The sequence below is a fragment of the Cytobacillus sp. Bva_UNVM-123 genome (assembly GCF_046351715.2).
Classification (GTDB): Bacteria; Bacillota; Bacilli; order Bacillales; family Cytobacillaceae; genus Cytobacillus.
This window is the reverse complement of sequence record NZ_CM177772.1, coordinates 327,791-344,593: the sequence shown is the minus strand read 5'-3', so window position 1 is coordinate 344,593 and position 16,803 is coordinate 327,791. Positions and strand designations below refer to the sequence as shown.

At 36.1% G+C, this 16,803-nt stretch carries 20 protein-coding genes and 1 pseudogene; 7 read left to right on the top strand and 14 right to left on the bottom strand.

Annotated elements, in window-relative coordinates:
- Positions 1 to 71 precede the first annotated feature (71 nt).
- The gene (locus KDN24_RS01800) at positions 72 to 275 is read right to left on the bottom strand and encodes an ATP-binding cassette domain-containing protein (RefSeq protein ID WP_409974990.1); all 204 of its coding nucleotides are present in this window, start codon (positions 273 to 275) and stop codon (positions 72 to 74) included.
- A 391-nt stretch (positions 276 to 666) separates the two neighbouring features.
- Here KDN24_RS01800 and KDN24_RS01795 point away from each other — a divergent pair, with 391 nt between their 5' ends.
- From KDN24_RS01795 to KDN24_RS01785, 3 genes are all read left to right on the top strand, one after another.
- Complete coding sequence (locus KDN24_RS01795; RefSeq protein ID WP_409974989.1) at positions 667 to 1,491, top strand: MerR family transcriptional regulator; 825 nt, start codon at positions 667 to 669, stop codon at positions 1,489 to 1,491.
- Between the two features lie 38 nt (positions 1,492 to 1,529).
- The gene (locus KDN24_RS01790; RefSeq protein ID WP_409974988.1) at positions 1,530 to 2,552 is read left to right on the top strand and encodes a serine hydrolase domain-containing protein; all 1,023 of its coding nucleotides are present in this window, start codon (positions 1,530 to 1,532) and stop codon (positions 2,550 to 2,552) included.
- A gap of 153 nt (positions 2,553 to 2,705) precedes the next feature.
- Positions 2,706 to 3,464, top strand: coding sequence for a CPBP family intramembrane glutamic endopeptidase (locus KDN24_RS01785; protein WP_409974987.1), 759 nt, complete (start codon positions 2,706 to 2,708; stop codon positions 3,462 to 3,464).
- Between the two features lie 78 nt (positions 3,465 to 3,542).
- On the opposite strand, the gene KDN24_RS01780 is transcribed toward KDN24_RS01785, so the two are convergent.
- The 13 genes and pseudogenes from KDN24_RS01780 to KDN24_RS01720 form a co-directional block, all read right to left on the bottom strand.
- Complete coding sequence (locus KDN24_RS01780) at positions 3,543 to 4,097, bottom strand: delta-aminolevulinic acid dehydratase (protein WP_491348265.1); 555 nt, start codon at positions 4,095 to 4,097, stop codon at positions 3,543 to 3,545.
- 426 nt (positions 4,098 to 4,523) lie between these two features.
- Positions 4,524 to 4,970: an aminoacyl-tRNA deacylase gene (locus KDN24_RS01775; RefSeq protein ID WP_409974985.1), complete on the bottom strand. Its 447-nt coding sequence runs from the start codon at positions 4,968 to 4,970 to the stop codon at positions 4,524 to 4,526.
- A gap of 135 nt (positions 4,971 to 5,105) precedes the next feature.
- The gene (locus KDN24_RS01770) at positions 5,106 to 5,621 is read right to left on the bottom strand and encodes a DinB family protein (RefSeq protein ID WP_409974984.1); all 516 of its coding nucleotides are present in this window, start codon (positions 5,619 to 5,621) and stop codon (positions 5,106 to 5,108) included.
- A 326-nt stretch (positions 5,622 to 5,947) separates the two neighbouring features.
- On the bottom strand, positions 5,948 to 6,211 hold the full coding sequence (locus KDN24_RS01765; RefSeq protein ID WP_409974983.1) for a class I SAM-dependent methyltransferase: 264 nt from the start codon (positions 6,209 to 6,211) through the stop codon (positions 5,948 to 5,950).
- A 141-nt stretch (positions 6,212 to 6,352) separates the two neighbouring features.
- Positions 6,353 to 6,796, bottom strand: coding sequence for an SRPBCC family protein (locus KDN24_RS01760; RefSeq protein WP_409974982.1), 444 nt, complete (start codon positions 6,794 to 6,796; stop codon positions 6,353 to 6,355).
- A gap of 146 nt (positions 6,797 to 6,942) precedes the next feature.
- Positions 6,943 to 7,104: pseudogene (locus tag KDN24_RS01755) on the bottom strand (ABC-F type ribosomal protection protein); the annotation flags it as partial.
- A gap of 62 nt (positions 7,105 to 7,166) precedes the next feature.
- On the bottom strand, positions 7,167 to 7,958 hold the full coding sequence (locus KDN24_RS01750; protein WP_409974981.1) for a MerR family transcriptional regulator: 792 nt from the start codon (positions 7,956 to 7,958) through the stop codon (positions 7,167 to 7,169).
- 143 nt (positions 7,959 to 8,101) lie between these two features.
- A complete protein-coding gene (locus tag KDN24_RS01745) occupies positions 8,102 to 8,860 on the bottom strand; it encodes an ABC transporter ATP-binding protein (protein WP_409974980.1) in 759 nt (252 codons plus the stop codon).
- Between the two features lie 4 nt (positions 8,861 to 8,864).
- Positions 8,865 to 11,183, bottom strand: a complete 2,319-nt coding sequence (locus KDN24_RS01740; protein ID WP_409974979.1) for an ABC transporter permease — start codon at positions 11,181 to 11,183, stop codon at positions 8,865 to 8,867.
- Positions 11,184 to 11,254: 71 nt separating this feature from the next.
- Entirely contained in the window at positions 11,255 to 11,902 is a 648-nt protein-coding gene (locus tag KDN24_RS01735; protein ID WP_409974978.1) for a TetR/AcrR family transcriptional regulator, read from the bottom strand.
- A gap of 190 nt (positions 11,903 to 12,092) precedes the next feature.
- Positions 12,093 to 12,887 (bottom strand): phosphotransferase family protein, encoded by a 795-nt coding sequence (locus tag KDN24_RS01730; RefSeq protein ID WP_491348264.1) that lies wholly within the window; start codon positions 12,885 to 12,887, stop codon positions 12,093 to 12,095.
- 190 nt (positions 12,888 to 13,077) lie between these two features.
- Entirely contained in the window at positions 13,078 to 13,473 is a 396-nt protein-coding gene (locus KDN24_RS01725) for a hypothetical protein (protein WP_409974976.1), read from the bottom strand.
- Positions 13,474 to 13,511: 38 nt separating this feature from the next.
- Positions 13,512 to 14,453: an NADP-dependent oxidoreductase gene (locus KDN24_RS01720; RefSeq protein ID WP_409974975.1), complete on the bottom strand. Its 942-nt coding sequence runs from the start codon at positions 14,451 to 14,453 to the stop codon at positions 13,512 to 13,514.
- Positions 14,454 to 14,597: 144 nt separating this feature from the next.
- Here KDN24_RS01720 and KDN24_RS01715 point away from each other — a divergent pair, with 144 nt between their 5' ends.
- The 4 genes from KDN24_RS01715 to KDN24_RS01700 all read left to right on the top strand — a co-directional run bounded on the left by KDN24_RS01715 (position 14,598) and on the right by KDN24_RS01700 (position 16,802).
- Positions 14,598 to 14,960, top strand: a complete 363-nt coding sequence (locus tag KDN24_RS01715) for a winged helix-turn-helix transcriptional regulator (protein ID WP_409974974.1) — start codon at positions 14,598 to 14,600, stop codon at positions 14,958 to 14,960.
- Between the two features lie 117 nt (positions 14,961 to 15,077).
- The gene (locus KDN24_RS01710) at positions 15,078 to 15,287 is read left to right on the top strand and encodes a hypothetical protein (RefSeq protein ID WP_409974973.1); all 210 of its coding nucleotides are present in this window, start codon (positions 15,078 to 15,080) and stop codon (positions 15,285 to 15,287) included.
- A gap of 217 nt (positions 15,288 to 15,504) precedes the next feature.
- Complete coding sequence (locus KDN24_RS01705; RefSeq protein WP_409974972.1) at positions 15,505 to 16,038, top strand: RNA polymerase sigma factor; 534 nt, start codon at positions 15,505 to 15,507, stop codon at positions 16,036 to 16,038.
- Complete coding sequence (locus tag KDN24_RS01700; RefSeq protein WP_409974971.1) at positions 16,038 to 16,802, top strand: hypothetical protein; 765 nt, start codon at positions 16,038 to 16,040, stop codon at positions 16,800 to 16,802. Before KDN24_RS01705 ends, KDN24_RS01700 begins: the two co-directional genes overlap by 1 nt.
- Position 16,803 lies beyond the last annotated feature (1 nt).

The window sequence follows — 16,803 nt, the reverse complement described above, 5'->3', positions numbered from 1 at the left end:
ATTCACTGTAATTCATTTTGATCAAAGACGACACCAATCTGTTCTTTCATTTTTGGATTAGAAGGGTTCATTTATTGATTAAACACTTTTATGGACCCGTTGTCTTTCTTCAATGTTCCTAATATGGCTCCCATTATTGTCGTTTTTCCTACGCCATTTTCACCAATAATCCCAACAATTGAACCATATGGAATTGAAAATGAAATATCTTTTAACTCAAATTGAGAATTTGAATACGTTTTGCTTAAGTTATGTACTTCTAAAATCCGATCCATTGTTTACCCTTCCTTTTGTTATTTCTTATCATCACGGCACAAATAATTCCGACGATCGTTACTTTTTTCATCATTTCTTTCCTCCTCATTGTTTCTGAGTATTCATTCAGCTTACTTCCTTACTTTTGGATTCCGTTTAAACGAGGCAGGTCGCCCCCCTTTCTGCTTACTCTCTATACATTAAAAAATCACAGCTTCCGGCTCTACCATGTAGGGGTTGCACTTTGTCAACTTACGGTTGCCATGATGTTATACAAGGTATTTTAGATAAGAATCTTCGAATGAAGCATTTTTTTGTCGTTGACTTTTCCCTTAGGGGAAGGTGTATAAATGAATGGAATAGTATCGATACTTAAAGCATTTAATCTATAGGAATAATGGAGGTGGGCTTTTGTTATCGATTGGTGAATTCTCGAAAATATGTGGAGTATCTACAAAAACGTTACGTTATTATGATGAAATTGTATTAATTCATCCTGATGAAATTAATCCTGAAAATGGCTACAGATATTATTCCATCAATCAGCTAAAAAAACTGCTCCTTATCAACCGTTTAAAATCGTATCATTTTTCTCTAGAAGAAATTAAAGCTTTTTTGGAAATGGAAAGGGATTTATCAGAAGAGAAGCTATATTCTGCCCTTTCTCGCAAGAAAAAGGACTTACAGGAAAAGATGCATGCGATTGGGTATACCCTTAAGCAAATGAGCCATGATATTTTAAATTTAGAAAAAGGCGTGCCGATAATGTCTTACCTTGACCATATTGAAGTTCAACTCGTTGAAATGAAGCCAATGAATATCCTTTATAAGCGTCTGATGATGAGCAGTGATGACTACTTGTTAGGTTATGGGAAATATTTTAGCAGTCTATATGAAAAGATCGCTATCGAAAAACTTACTTTAGTTGGTAAGCCAATGACGATTTATCACAGCCCTGAATATAATCCTGCTGGCAATGATACAGAGTTTGCCATTCCAATTAAAGAAGCTGTAAAAGGAACGAGAGATTTCCCTGGTGATCTTTGTGCGAAATCGATTTTAAAAGGTCCCTATCCAGAATTAACATCGGTCTATGCTAATTTGATGGAATGGATCGAAAAAGAAGAATATGAATTGACGAAACCACCATATGAAATATATGTCACCGATCCCGAACAAGCTAGCATCCCAGAGGAACTTATTACAGAGGTTTACTTTCCAATAAGAAAGAAGTAACTGAACAATACAAAAACATTTAATGGGAGGTTTGTGCTTTGCAAAGAAACTACTGGCCAACGACAGATTGGCAAACTGTAGCCCCGGCTGCCTTAAAAATGGACGCTAAATTGCTTTCAGAGCTTGAAGCCATCATAGAATCTGAATACAGTAATATAAATGGTATGGTTGTTGTGCGAAACAGAAGGATTGCTTATGAAAGATATTTTCATGGCTATGGCCCAGATGATACACACCATATGGCCTCTGTTACGAAAAGCATCCTATCTGCTCTCATTGGGATTGCGATCAATGAAGGATATATTAAAGACGTAGACCAGAAGGTGCTGGACTTTTTCCCAGAATATGTCCTCGGAGCTACTGATAGGCAAAAACAAGAAATCACTATACGCCATCTTCTCACAATGACAGCTCCCTATCCATTCGAGGACTGGCACGAACCGCTTGATAAATTGTGTATACAGCCTGATTGGATAAAGTATACTCTTGATATGCTTGGCCAAAAAGGAGAGATTGGCACTTTTAAATATTCTACTGCAGGGGCCCATCTGCTTTCAGCCATCATTACGCGCAGCACTGGAAAAAGTGCAAGAGCGTTTGCCAACGAACATTTATTTAAGCATATCGGCATGAAAGAAATTCCAGATTTCGAAATGAAATCATTTGGGTTTGAAGATTTATTCGGAAAAAATGTGAAGGGATGGGTGAATGACCCAAAAGGGAACTCTACAGGTGGTTGGGGACTTACGCTCACTCCCTGTGATATGGCCCGCTTTGGTTTACTATATTTAAACAACGGCACTTGGGACGATAAGCAAATTATTCCACTGGAGTGGGCCCGTGATTCAACAGCCATGAACCCGAATAAATACGGCTATCTCTGGTGGTTACGCGAAGAGGACGGCGTTTTTGCATTCTTAGCTCTTGGCGATGGTGGTAATGTTATTTGCTGCATACCAGATAAAGATTTAGTCGTCTCTATTGCATCAGAATTTATGATGAAACCCCGTGATCGATGGACATTGATTAAGGAATATATTATTCCGGCTATCATAGAGTAAAATATAACCCATTTTGAAAAAAGTGAAAGCCCCTACGCAATTACTTAAAAATTGCTGGGGGTTTATTCAGTAAACAGAGGCGATGTCACTTGCACCTCACGCTACGGCATATGATAATCTGAACTCATCAAAAGAGGAAGGGTGATTTGTCATATGGAGATAGTATATTGGATTTTTATCTTATATTTGCTGCTTTATGAACCGATATTTGGATATCGAGATTTCCAAAAGTTTAAAAAGACTGTTCACACAAAGGGAAATGAAAAAATCAAGTATTATTATAAGATTATCATCAGTCTATGGGTTCCAACATTAATTATACTCGGCTTCATTTTATTTACTGAGATCTCTTTCGAACAGATCGGATTAAAAACCCCAACAATAAATACAGTTACATTAGGAGCTATGACAAGCTATATTCTATTAGCCTTAGGTGCTTTATATATGTGTTTAGTACTATACTATATCATTGGTTATAAGTTTAGCGAAAAAATAAGGCAAAACTTAACTAAGAAGAAAACAGAAGGATGGGAGAAGTCTGTTGTCTCTCCAATCCTCCCCGTTTCAAAAGAAGAGAAAAAAGTTTGGAATTATGTATCGTTAACAGCTGGTATAACAGAAGAAATCATTTATAGAGGCTTCTTGATTTTCGTCCTTTCCTCTTTGTTTCCGAACCTATCTATTTGGATAGTCATTCTTTTTGCAGCTTTACTATTTGGATTAGGACATACTTATCAAGGATTTTGGTCAGGAGTTTTTAGAACAACACTCTTTGGCGTATTGTTTTCTTCTCTTTACATCATTTTAGATTCTATTATCCCGCTCATTGTCTTGCATTTTTTGGTTGATTATATCGCTAAACTAGGAGAAAATGAGCAAGTAAACAATGAAACGGTTCATTCTTACAAATAGATTAAAAACGAAACCTGGTTTGAAAGTGACAAACCAGGTTTCTAGATCATAGCTGAAGTTATTTAAAGTACTCATAATTTATGATAAATATAGTTGATACATTGAGGTTTCTTCATCAATGGACTTCGCTATTTCATATGCTTCTTGCTGACTTTTTTTATTATTAATCACCTCGTACATAAACTTTATAACAAACATTAAGGAAGAATTTCCAACAATATAATCATCAGGGCCTATGTATGAGTGACAGCCACAATTGAGAAATGCTTTTGCTAATTTTTCTTCGCCTAATGTACAACCATCTGCTATCACTTTTATATTTTTTAAATTTGCATATCGTCTTACATCTTCATAATCAAAAAACTCGCCTCTTGGTTCATGTGGTTCATAAACATCCTCACCCAATTCTGGCATACAAAATCTCCCCTCATCACCATGGAAATTTAAAATTAAATAATCACATCTATTATTTAGCTCTTCACCAGATAACACATCAATTAGATCATTGGGTCTTCCGATCCAATGCGTTGTAACCATAGCACCAAAATATTCTAGCGTTGAACGTATAGCGAAAGCACTCGTATCGCAGTTAGGCCCAACTAGTAAAGTTACATATAATTCTGGCTTACTCATATTCTTCCACCTCTATTTTTTCTAATAGTTTACAACCAATTATTGGAATTTAATTAATTATAACATATCTTTCTTTTTAAAAAGAATAGTAGTTCATTCACTCCTTAATTAGAGATCACATACCTTTATAGATAGAGATAAAAATAACGAGTGCTATGCTGACAAGTATGCCGCTTGCTAAACCGACAAAATGGATGGAAACTAAACTTATTACCGCTCCCCCTAACATAGCTCCTAATCCATCATAAAGGATGACATTGTGTGAGGGTCAATAGCAGATCAGAAAAGTTTGACTAGAAGTCTTTGTTTTATGGAAAATAAAAAGAATCCTCTTTGAAGCTAGTTTGGTCAGAGTGAATTCTCATTTAGAAATTATCGTATCATTTTCAATCAATCGTTTGCCCATTTTCCGAAGAACCTTTTTTATTATTCAAAGGTGGCAATCACTTCATTTAGTTCATTTAAAGCTTGTGGTTCAATTTTTAAAGTATAGGTTGAATGTCCAGTCCCTCCATAAATAAAAGCGTAATCAAAAAGGCGTTTATCGATTACACAAGGCAAATCAAGGCCTATTATTCGAACGCTTCCTACCTGAAATCCTGCAACATTCTGAACTTCCTCTGGGGATGCTAATTTTGCATAACTACAGCTTAACAAATCAGCTATTATCTCAAAATTAACTTTACTACGGCTTCCGGATACAATGAGAACAATGTACCCTTTATCAGTATTTAATATTAACGCCGGAGCCGTTTGCCCTGCTTCAATCCCAAAATATTGAATCCCTTCTTGTTTAGAAAGGATTGGTTTTTCATGTTGAATGATATCATATGTATAGTTGCTCTTTTCCAATATACTTTGCAATTCAGTCATAAGAAACACCTCCAACATTGATTGTATAGAAAATATTGAGGTAATTATCAGCGAATAGAAAAGCTCCATTTTGCATAAATCAAGCAAAGTGGAGCTAAACAGTTTTAATGATAAGAATTTATTAATAGCTAAAGTTTAATCCTTCACATCTAAAAGTAATTTTATCTCCTTAATTTGTTCAATATGTCGCTGTTCATGCACATATATTTGTTCAATCCATTGATCAAGAGGCAAATCACCTAAAGCAGGATGCATCACTGATTTTTCTGCCAATATTGAATGATCTGCTATCGTATTAAGAAAAGTCATCAATTTTTCTCTCGAATCATTTAATAAATCAACCATTTGTTGAACTTCAAATGGTTCTACAGCTGGTTCAACAATTTTTGGTGCTTTTATCTTTGTCGTTCTATCCAATAATATAAGGTGAACATTTTTACGTTCCTTTGGAGTACTATTTATTTCTTTTAAACCCCATGCAATCGCCTTTGTAGTTGATGTTTCCACTAAAAATAAATGATGACAAACTTGCGCAATACTCCATTTATTCAAGTCAGGCTTACTATTAAATTGCACATCACTTAATAAAGTAATTTCCTTTAATAAGTCTTTCCTCGTTTCATACAGGTACTCATTTACTAAAGTATCCATGCCATTTCTCCCTTCACCCAAAAGTGTATACTTAGATTCCTATTCTCTATATATTCTTTTCACGGAAAAGTATTCTATATTAATTCTATTAAAATACTTTCTATCCTTTAAAATCTAAATATTCTCTTTCTGCATAAAAAGAAGATTACGTAAAAATATTATATTATATCTCCACATAACCTATATTTTTTTACTTTTAATAATAAGGGTCGTGGGAAGGGATTGCGCTTTTTCGTAAGAATACCAGCTATTTGAATGTCTTTGAATATCTATTTCTGCTAAACAAATATCCTCAACGATTCGCTCAATATGAAACCCATGTTTAATTAATGTATTGATGTACGTGCTAAGCTTTTGGATAAATCTATTCCCCATAATTCACCAGCATGATGTTGAGCCATATATTTTAAGGAATGCCCACTGCCACAACCAATGTCTAATACTTTTAAATTTCTCACATTACCAAATAAATTTAATTCTTCCTCATTAGGTGCAAGGGGTCCATATTCAGGGAGGGGATTTCTGCCAAAAAATCGATGTGCTACTTCATCCCAACTTTGTTTATTTATCGCAAGTGATTTTATATTCATGTTCTTAACCTCCTAAAAGTAGTTAAGAACATATATTCTATATTTTCATCTTAAATTCCTGCTCATATAAGACTTCATCGTGCAGCTGATTGGTGTTCTGATGAACGACATCATCTACGAGAAGTGTGGTTAATTCCTCTTTTAGTAATGAATTAATGAAGCTCTTAAATTATTGATTCCGTTTTCTAAATACCCCTTTAAGCATGTTAATGTATACACCCAACCTTCTTTTTGCCCTAACATCTTTGCCACAATCTCAGGGTCATCTTCTTTTAGTCCTGATTCATTTACTTCAATAATTGTCCCTGTTTCAAATTCTGTCAGTGTAATTGAGACCACTGTTCCTTCACCATGTTCTTCTCCCCAAGTGAACACGATCGATTTATTTTCATTCATTTCAAGTATATGAATAACACCTTCTGCATTGTACTCATCGTATCTTAATACAATCCTCTTGCCTTTTTCCCATCTTTCCGAGCAGCTGGAAAACCAAAAATTGCCAATCTCTGCAGGAGATACGATTGCTTCAAAAACATCCTGAGCTGGTTTGTTTATTTTTAACTTGGTTACGATTTGCGTATTCATATGACATCATCCTTTATTCATCATTATGTTCAATTATATTTTTGACATTTATTCGTGTAAATCATTTTAATGAATCACACGGAAAGTTCCCCCATACAAAAAAAGTGCAATCCTTCTTTAGTGAAGAATCGCACCTTATACTAGCATTACCTGTGAATTAATTTTTTATCCTGAATAGAAAACTCAATGTCTGCCACATTTTTTATGAAACGTTTATCATGTGATACGAAGATTACTGTTCCTGTATATGCAGCTATGAAACGCTCGAGTGCTTCAAGTGCTTGAATATCTAGAAAGTTTGTCGGTTCAACAATAAAATTCTAATCTATTTTTTAAAAAATCAAAACGATAAAATATTGTTCGCTTCATCTCATCTTTCTTCATTTTCCCTGTATAATGCTTCCATCGATTTCCCTATAGCTTCTATAAAGGCTGTTTCCTCTGAAGTAAAAAAGTTAGGGAATTGAAAGTCTATTACGTCTGATTCCATTTCTTCCATTGCTCTTTTCATTTGCTCTGCAAACTCTTCTTTATCTTCAACATGTTTGGTCACTATATCAGTTAGTTTTACAAGAACATTAAACGCTTCAGGTGATTGTGGAGAAGCACCATCTTTCACTAATTTTTTTACCGTTGCTAACACGTCTAACATTTCTATGTCCATTTGTAGTCGTTGGTCTTTCGAAAGTGTAAAAAATTGATTAGCAAAATCATCTGAAAAGTATTCTTTCGCCCACTCTATTTGGTCTTGTTCATGTTCCATCTGATAAAGTAGTGCACTTAATATTGTCCACGTGATTGGCTTGCCCTCTCTTTTTAGAAATTGCACACGTTCTATAGCTTCTAGTGCTCGGTTTAATTCATCTCTTTTTTTCGTCAAGAGTTTATGCTGCCACGACAATGACGCTTCTAATTGAGTAAAATCCTCCAAATCATCCTCAATTAAACTCTTAATTTCCTGTAAAGAGTATCCTATGAACTTTAAGGACTGGATTTGTTGAAGCTTCGCTAATTCTGCCAATCCGTACAACCTGTGACCAGAACTATTTTGTTGAGTTGGGCTCAGCAGCCCTAATTCTTCATAAAATCGCAATGTTCTTACCGTTTTTCTTGCTCGCCGTCCAAACTCACTAATCGTAAAAGTTGGTACTTGATTTTCCATATAATGCACCCTTCCATCATAATTGTACATTCAGATTAGCATATGACGTAACGTAGGCGGCAAGCAAAAATCCATGACTTTTCTTGATAATCATCCTATCCGGTTTCCAACTATATTTAAATTCCTGACTATGATACAACAAACTATATTCCGATTTCCCTCATCTTTGCGGTGACTTTTTTCATTCTGTCATCAAGATCTAGGCCACTGAATTTCTTCAACCGTATTTCGCTTACAATGTTTCCGTCACGCATAAACATAATGCGCTCTGTTTGTGCCGCAATCCTTGCGTCATGGGTTACAAGCATAATCGCAGTACCTTCCTCATTAATTTCAGAAAATATGCTCATAATTTCCTGTGCGGATTTTGAGTTAAGTGCCCCTGTTGGCTCGTCTCCGAAGATTATTTTGGGGCTGCTCATAAGTGCTCGGCAAATTCCCGCACGTTGGAGCTGTCCTCCCGAAACCTGGGTAATATCACGTTCTGCGAGTTCCTCAATGCCAACCTTTTTCATAAGTGCTCTTGCATTTTCGGTCATCTTTGCAGCGCTTTTTCTATGATCTCGCATGGAAGGAAGAATAATATTATCGAGAATATTCAAGTTTTTAAGCAATGTCGGCTGCTGAAAAACAAACCCCATTTTCGTTCTGCGAATGTCGGCAAGCTCCTTTTCATTAAGTGCTGATAAATCCTTGCCGTCAAAAGAAACCTTACCGCCGTCAATCCCGTCCATTCCACTTATCGCAAACATCAACGTCGATTTTCCTGAGCCTGAAGGGCCCATAATCGCAACAAACTCGCCCTCATTTATTTCAATGTTCACGCCGTCGAGAACAATGCGCTGTTCATTACCCTCGCCGAAAGATTTTACAATCTGATCACCGATAATCATCTTATTCATGTGCCTACTCCTTTATATTTTCGAAAATTTTTATTTGTCCTGCACCTAAGGTGCCAATTATTGTTGCGATAAGTACCGAGCTGATCATTATTAGCGGACTAAGGAAATAGGCAGAAAGCGGATTTACCGTAAACTGAAATGTCGACGCTCCGAAGGAGGAGATCACCGCGCCCGCTAGCAACTCCCCGAGAGTGTTAGCTAGAAGTGTTCCTAGAACAATGCCGAATATTAAGATAAACATTGAACGTGAAATATACTGAGCCTGAATATCTGAGCTTGTAAAACCGATTGCTTTCATGACAGCAATGGAGTATCTATCTTTTGCAACGAGCATTTTCATAAACAACAGTGTAATTAGGATAGTAATCATGATTGCAACAGCAATAGCAACGTAGGAAACCTTTGCAACAGCGTTTATAGTCGAGCCAAAGGTTTGTTTAACAAATTCATCAATATCAGCAACCTTTGCAAAATCAAACCTATTTGCATATTCCGAAACCTTTCCATCAACAAGAGATTTATCCGAAAGTTCAGCGCAAATAATGCTCCATATGATCGCCGCCGAATTGTCGGTAAATACAGCCTTTGCCGTTTTGCCGCCGTTCGTAATGTCGGAATAAATTCCGCTAATTAAGAGATTTTCCCCTTTCCCCTCAATTACTAACGTAATAACATCCCCGACCCCTTTGCCCATCTCATCAGCATTTATAGCTGACAGTGCAATTTCATCTTCAGCTATAGGTGCTCTACCCTCAGAATATTGAATAGGGAAAATCGAATGATCGCCAAGTTCAATTTTAATATTTTCCTCAGATCCGTCTTCCATTTTTACTTTAAATGTTTTTGTTGTAAGGACGGCAGCCTTTGAAATAGTGCGATCACTGTTCATCGTCTTAACAATTTCGGCTGTTTTTTTAGAGATATTATCGGTATTATCCGTCTGCAAGCGCATATCATAGCTTCCAATTCCCATATAACTAATAAAGCTTTTTGAGGAAATCGTATTGTACAAGTTTTGCGGAACAATCATGATAAATGCCGAAATTATCAGAACCGCTAAGCTAGTAGCATAAAGTTTTTTCCTTGCGAGAACATCTTTCATACCGAGAAAAATATTTGTGTGGTACAGCTTATTTTTGCTCAGAGTAAAACGCTTTGCACCTATGTGTTTTTCCTGTGAAGTACCAAAGCGAATAACTTCTGCAGCGGATATTTTTCGAAAACGTCTCATCACTCCACTTACATAGGCGATAATGGCAAGGAATACAAGTAGTATGCCGATAATTCCTATGACATAAGAAAAAGAAGCATGATCGCTTTCACCCATATAAAGACGAATATTTTCAAGAAGCATATCTTTGAACAAAATTGAAAGAATAAACCCAAAAATACTGCCGGCCATCGCAATCGCTGCATATTTTGCAAGATAAATCTTTTTAATGTCAGAAACACGCAGTCCGATTGCCTTCATAACGCCAATTTCACGGTAATCGTCTTCTATTTTCGCAAGGAGTGTAAAGCGTATGCACATAAATGCGATGGCGACGACAAGGATGCTTACAAGAAGGATAATCGCAATCATCATCCCGTCAGAAATTGCGTTCAGCATTTTGATAAGCGTTATTGTAACTGTTGGTCCGTTTGCCTCAAGTCCTGCGGATGCATAAGCTGTTTCGAATGCACCAAGCAGTGACAAATCCTTTAATCTGAACTCAATCAAGTACTCCGTAATTCCAAGCTTTTTTACTTCTGCGTAATCATTTTCGCTAACAAGAAATCTCTTTGAGGCGGAAAGCGTTGAATTCATTTGCGAATCGCGGAGAAATCCCGCAACAGTAAATTCCTTCCCGCTTATTACTGCCTTGTCACCGACCTTCGTCATATTGTCCTTCATATAGCTTAATGGAACATAAAGCTCCCCGTCTGATACGTTGATAATGTTACCGTCAAGATCAAGAAGATAATCAAATTTTTCGCTCTGCGTGCTTAAGCCATTATCTTGAACGCTATTTGCCAGCGAATGTTCACCCAAAATAATCTGTGCACTATCCATGTTAAGAAATTCAACTACTTGAAAATCATCGACATTGCTATTTTGCTCCGCAAAGGATGTAAGCCGTGCAGTATCGATATCACCCGAATGCATCTGCATAAAATGCGGGGTTTTTGCTTGTGTCATAAGCGTATTTAGTGCACCCGAAAGATTGATGACAAGTATAACCGCGAGCGAAACAAGCATTGCCGCAGCAGCGACAAATATGGTTGTTGTCAGTGTTATCAGTTTACTTTTTGAAATGTCATTTCGGATTATTTTGTAATACATAAGTCACCTCTGTTTTCAAGCTTATAACCACCAAACCAAAGAAAAAGGAATTTTCCGAATAACATTCCGTACTATTCATGGCTGTTTCCGTTTCCACTGTCAAATATCTTCATCATATGCATAAGACTTCCGCTTTCGATACTGAGCAGCCTTTCTACGTTGAAAACAAACGCCTGTATACGTGAGACACGCTCTTCATTCGTCATATGAACCATATCATCATCAAAAACAGTATTCGCATAGATCACAACCATTTCCATGCATTCGTACGGATATGGTGTACTGAACAACCCTTGTTCAATGCCCTCGCAAATTATATCTGCAAGAATGGATGGAACACCGTTGATGATAACTTTTTGTATTTTTTGGTGCATAAGTGCATTCTGCGGCTTATGAATATGTTCCATAATTTCCTTGCTGCTTCCACCACTTATGTTCAGTGACATGACAACGCGGACAATGCGTTCAACTACAGGTATACTCTTATCTGCGGCAATTTCCTGCGCCGCTCCTAACATGAGGACAGTATACCGCTCAATCAGGGCGTCCATAATATCCTCCTTTGACTTGAAGTGATAGTACAGCGTTCCCCGCGCAATTCCGACCTTTTCGAGAATATCGTTTGTACTTGTACCATCAAAGCCCTTCTGACCGAAAAGCTCATCAGCCGCGTCAAGTATTTCGTTCCTGCGCTCCTCGGCTTTTTTTATAACTCTCATGTCTACAACTCCTACCTATAGACCGACTGTCTGTCGGTTTTATATTTTAATAGTATCATATTATTGGTTAACATTTCCATTCTAACAAACATATCTTTCCATCTAAAATCATCAGGCTACAAAACTCCCCCGTAAATGTGACTCTAGACTCACATTTACGGGGGAAGCAATGTTTTTTCTAATATTCTCATTAAAAGAACTCATATAAACCATTCACAAAATAATCATATTCTTTGTTACCAATTATCCTTTCCCCGTACCCTTCGAAGAAAATTTCCCTATCTATTTCATTTTCGAATGCATGAAGTTTAGGGCGGACAGCTAAAGAAACATCATATCTTGGGTCTCCATACGTTCCACCAGCCCAATCAATAACCCCTGAAATGATTCCATTATGGACTAATACATTATCAATTGTAAAATCACCATGAATTAAAGTTTGCTTAAATTCATTTGGTTTATTCTTTTTGATATTTTTTAGTAGTTCTGCCGTTCCATCAACCTGGTAGTGTTTTAAATTGTATTCTGCCTTGATTAACATGTCTTCAATCCAAGATATTTCGTGTATCAACTCAGCAGGACAAGGAGTTGAATGGATTTGAGATAAGATTTTTCCAAAATTAAAGATCAATTCTTTTCTCTTCTTCTCATTTTTCTCATTGAATAAGGCTGTTCTCATTGTTTCTCCCTCAAGAAACTCCATTAGAGCCCATGACTGATTCTTACCACTTTCAACAACATATTTTATCACTTTAGGGACAGGCAATTTTGTCTGGATAGCCAAACAATTTAATACAGAAACTTCTTCCTTTAGCCATGTACGATATAACGGTTCTTTTGTTCTTTTAAGTGCAAAAATACTTCCTTCGTTTTCAATTATTCCTACATCTGATGTACAGCCTTGCGGTGGGAATTTTATTGAACTAATTCTACTAACATATTGTATTATTTCATTAGGAATTTCACTAATATGGATTGGCTGCAAATCAATACACCTCCATTTCATTATTGAAATATTCATACTTTTTTATTGTACAAAAAAACAAAAGAAAATGGTATGAAAGTCCAATTTCATACCATTTTTAAATAAAGATTGATAATTAATATTCTATGCCACCGTTTCAAGTAGTCTGGCATTAAATGCATTTGTTCGTGTTCTATATAATCTAACTATCTTACTTTTTTAGTGAGTTCATGATTAATGCAAAATTTTCTTCGAAATCTTTGTAAGGATTCACATTTTTTTGACCATAAACCTTTGTAGCATAACTCGCAAAGTTCAGACCAGCACCATAAATTTGTAATGCTCCATTTGCTAAATCACCTTTTTGAATTAACTCAATTCCGTCTTTTAAGAAGTTTTGGCTTTCGTCATAGTGACATTCTGTAATATATTTATCTCCGCTATGATATAACTTTAAATTCTCGATGATTTTGTTTGCTGTCTCTTCACTAATGGAAGCCTCTACATTGATTAATAGTTGATTAATCGGTTTTACAAGCTTAGCATATTGACTATCATATTTTTCACATGTTTCAGCAATTGTATTTCTTAATTCTCTAGCGTTCATATTCATCGTCTCCTAGTATTATTAATTAATTCTATATTTTAAATTACATTCATTTCCAACAATATTCTTCCTCTAGCATGTCCTGTTTCACTTTTTTCATGAGCTTTTTTCACTTCATGCAATGGAAAAACTTTCTCAATTTCAGATGAAATTTTTCCGTCAGTAAGTAATGTAGCAATGGTTTTTATATTGTCCATCGTTGCTTGCCCTGAATTAAAGTGTACGTGTATGCCCATTTCTTCTGCTCTTTCTAAAGAAAGCGGTTGTGTAAGGCTAACCAATGTTCCACCTTTTTTCACGACTTTCCAAGATTGCTCCAACGTATTTCCACCAACTGCATCAACAACTAAGTCGAATTCATCTTCAATATCTGCAAGTGCTGTCTTTTTATAATCTATTACTTCATCTGCACCTAAAGATTTTACAAATTCAATATTATTGGTTGAAGCTGTACCAGTAACTGTTGCTCCATGCCACTTAGCCAGTTGTACTGCAAACTGTCCAACTCCTCCAGCAGCAGCGTGAATCAACACTTTTTGATCCGGTTGTAAGTTTCCTTCACTGAATAACGCCTTCCATGCAGGAGCAGCACCTGCTGTAATCGTAGCAGCACTTTCATATGTCAATCCTTCTGGCATAAGCAATAAATTTTCTTCAGTGGAGATCGTATATTCAGTATAACCACCATTAGAAGTAGTACCGAATACCGCTTGACCTACTTTAAAATTCTTTACGCCGCTTCCTACTTTTTCAACGACTCCTGATATAGAACCTCCAGGAATATATGGAAAGGTTTTTGGAAACACACTATGCAAAAGCCCTTTACGCATTTTCCAATCAAAAGGAGTGACAGTTGCATATCGGACTTTAATAAGAAGTTCATTGTCTTTTGGTTCTGGGCGCTCGATACTTTCATGTTCCAGAACATTAATATCTCCATATTGATGTACTCTAATAGCATTCATTACCAATGAAGACATACTATTCAACTCCCTATTTCAATATACCAGCTGGTTTTTTAAGGCCTATTCATATATTATATTAAAAGGAACATTTATAAAAGTAGTAACATTTTTATAACATAGTCACAAAAAGAGAACTATTGTATAAAGGAGGCACTTTTCATGAGCTTAAATAAAAAATCAAATCCAAACTTACCCGAAAATAATTGTTCTGTCTCGTATACGCAACGATTAATTGCTGGAAGGTGGAAATTAGTTATTATGTGGCACTTGAGCAAAGAAACAAGACGCTTTAACGAACTCCAAAAGCTTTTACCAGGTGTTTCAAAAGGAATTCTAACGAGACAATTAAGGGAAATGGAAGAAGATGGACTGGTCCATAGAGAAGTCTATAAAGAAGTCCCACCTAAAGTGGAATACTCCTTAACAAAAGAAGGACATGAATTTCTCCCAATACTAACAAATATGGGTAAATGGGGAGAGAAGCATAGAGAAACGCTAGAAAAAAAGAAAAACAATGAATAGTTTTCACGTTTAGTTGCTCATGTTATAATGAGTAACTTAAGATATGTACATCTTTACTCATAATTTTCGGATGCCAATAAAAGCCTCCGCCTAGATAAAATATGGAGGTGTAAGAGATTGAACAAACGATGGACGATTGGAAAAATTAAAGAATTTGTTGAGAACAATTCGGATAGTAAGTTGCTTACGACAGAATATCACGGTTTTTCGCAAAAATTACTATTAAAATGTGCATGTGGCAACAACTTTGAAAAAACGTTTACGAAATTTAAAAATAATCACCAACGCAAATGTGACGTGTGTCAACCACCAAAAGTGTCACGCTAAAGTATAGCGATTAAACGAGATGCCGATCTCTAAGAAAGAAAAATTGACTGTTTCTTACTAATAGGGGCGTTGATCCATGCAGGATCAACGCTCTTTTTTGTTTCCTTATATTAAACACACGTAACAGGCTCGTTGAAGAGAGAAAAAAATGAGGCTATATTAAATTTTTTAAAAAAATAAAATAGAAAATGAAACAAATGAAAGAGTTGTTCGACTAATGAGTAGTTATAGAAGTGGGGAGTTTGAAAAAATGACGAACAGCAGGATAAGTGAATGGTTTTATCAATACAGCAATGATGTCTATCAGTTTTTGATTTATTACTTGGGCTCCACTGATGTAGAGGATTTGGTCCAAGAGGTTTTTATCAGAGCCATAAAAAACGAAAACTCTTTTCAAGAAAGCTCCACTCCAAAAACTTGGCTTTTCGCCATTGCTAGGAATTTGGCTATTGATGAAATTCGAAGAAAGCAAAGAGGAAGAATTAAAAATCTGCTGTTAAGAGAAAAACAACGACCGTTTGACGATCAAACTCCTGAAAAGGTTCTCGAACTTAATGAGACAAATCAACAATTATTCCAAGCGATCCAGAAATTAAATCGGAATTATCGGGATGTGATTGTTCTACGAGGAATAAAAGAGCTGTCCATTAAGGAAACGGCAGAGATTTTGAACTGGAAAGAAGAGAAGGTTAGGCTCACCTTCCACCGAGCAATAAAGGCTTTACAAAATGATAAAGGGAGGTTTATGTAATGTCGGAGAAAAAAGACACAGTTGTCCAACAACAGTTAAAAGAACTCCCCCACCCCGTCCTGACAGCTGAAAAACAAAAGCAAATGCTTGATCACATTCAAATTTCCGCCAATAAATACAATAAACAAAGAAAGTGGGGGAATGCTATGAAAAGAGTATATTTAGGTGCGGTAACAATTGCAGCCCTAATCTTTATATCTGTTCTAACCTTTAATCAAATGGCTGATAAGAATTCTAGTTCTGAAAGTATACTGGAAAATCGTACTCAATCAGAAGGTATTGTATCCGAATATATAGATCCTCCGGGATTAACTGTTCACCAAGTGGCTCTAAACGATCTATATGTGGAGATTCCCTATCAAAAACACAATGTAAAAATCACAAAAAGAACAACAGATAAATACATCTTTGTTGACATTAAGGACAAAGATACGGGGGAAGTGTTGTACACTTATGGTGAATCAATAGGTCACGATAAGGAAAAACTAGTTTTCCGTGAAATTCAAACAAAGAACTCTAAGATTCACCTACAACTGTTCGTAGAAATTGACCCTATAAAAAGTTTAATAACTAAAGTCAATAACAAGGAAGCAGTATATGATCCGCAGCCAGAGAAAATTGATCTTGAAGTGATTAGTTTCGGTTCGAGGTCAGGGAAGTTTCCAGCCAAAAACGTTGAGTTACTAGCGAAGGTCGTTCTTAATTGGGGAAATGACGTTCAAGATCTGTATGAAGGCTATGTAATTGGGGTCATCAAAAACTAAA

Coding starts and splice junctions, on each gene's coding strand:
- KDN24_RS01800 (WP_409974990.1), bottom strand. CDS start 275: ATGGATCGGATTTTAGAAGTACATAACTTAAGCAAAACGTATTCAAAT.
- KDN24_RS01785 (WP_409974987.1), top strand. CDS start 2,706: ATGGAGATAGTATATTGGATTTTTATCTTATATTTGCTGCTTTATGAA.
- KDN24_RS01780 (WP_491348265.1), bottom strand. CDS start 4,097: ATGAGTAAGCCAGAATTATATGTAACTTTACTAGTTGGGCCTAACTGC.
- KDN24_RS01775 (WP_409974985.1), bottom strand. CDS start 4,970: ATGACTGAATTGCAAAGTATATTGGAAAAGAGCAACTATACATATGAT.
- KDN24_RS01770 (WP_409974984.1), bottom strand. CDS start 5,621: ATGGATACTTTAGTAAATGAGTACCTGTATGAAACGAGGAAAGACTTA.
- KDN24_RS01765 (WP_409974983.1), bottom strand. CDS start 6,211: ATGAATATAAAATCACTTGCGATAAATAAACAAAGTTGGGATGAAGTA.
- KDN24_RS01760 (WP_409974982.1), bottom strand. CDS start 6,796: ATGAATACGCAAATCGTAACCAAGTTAAAAATAAACAAACCAGCTCAG.
- KDN24_RS01750 (WP_409974981.1), bottom strand. CDS start 7,958: ATGGAAAATCAAGTACCAACTTTTACGATTAGTGAGTTTGGACGGCGA.
- KDN24_RS01745 (WP_409974980.1), bottom strand. CDS start 8,860: ATGAATAAGATGATTATCGGTGATCAGATTGTAAAATCTTTCGGCGAG.
- KDN24_RS01740 (WP_409974979.1), bottom strand. CDS start 11,183: ATGTATTACAAAATAATCCGAAATGACATTTCAAAAAGTAAACTGATA.
- KDN24_RS01735 (WP_409974978.1), bottom strand. CDS start 11,902: ATGAGAGTTATAAAAAAAGCCGAGGAGCGCAGGAACGAAATACTTGAC.
- KDN24_RS01725 (WP_409974976.1), bottom strand. CDS start 13,473: ATGAACGCTAGAGAATTAAGAAATACAATTGCTGAAACATGTGAAAAA.
- KDN24_RS01720 (WP_409974975.1), bottom strand. CDS start 14,453: ATGTCTTCATTGGTAATGAATGCTATTAGAGTACATCAATATGGAGAT.
- KDN24_RS01715 (WP_409974974.1), top strand. CDS start 14,598: ATGAGCTTAAATAAAAAATCAAATCCAAACTTACCCGAAAATAATTGT.
- KDN24_RS01705 (WP_409974972.1), top strand. CDS start 15,505: ATGAGTAGTTATAGAAGTGGGGAGTTTGAAAAAATGACGAACAGCAGG.
- KDN24_RS01700 (WP_409974971.1), top strand. CDS start 16,038: ATGTCGGAGAAAAAAGACACAGTTGTCCAACAACAGTTAAAAGAACTC.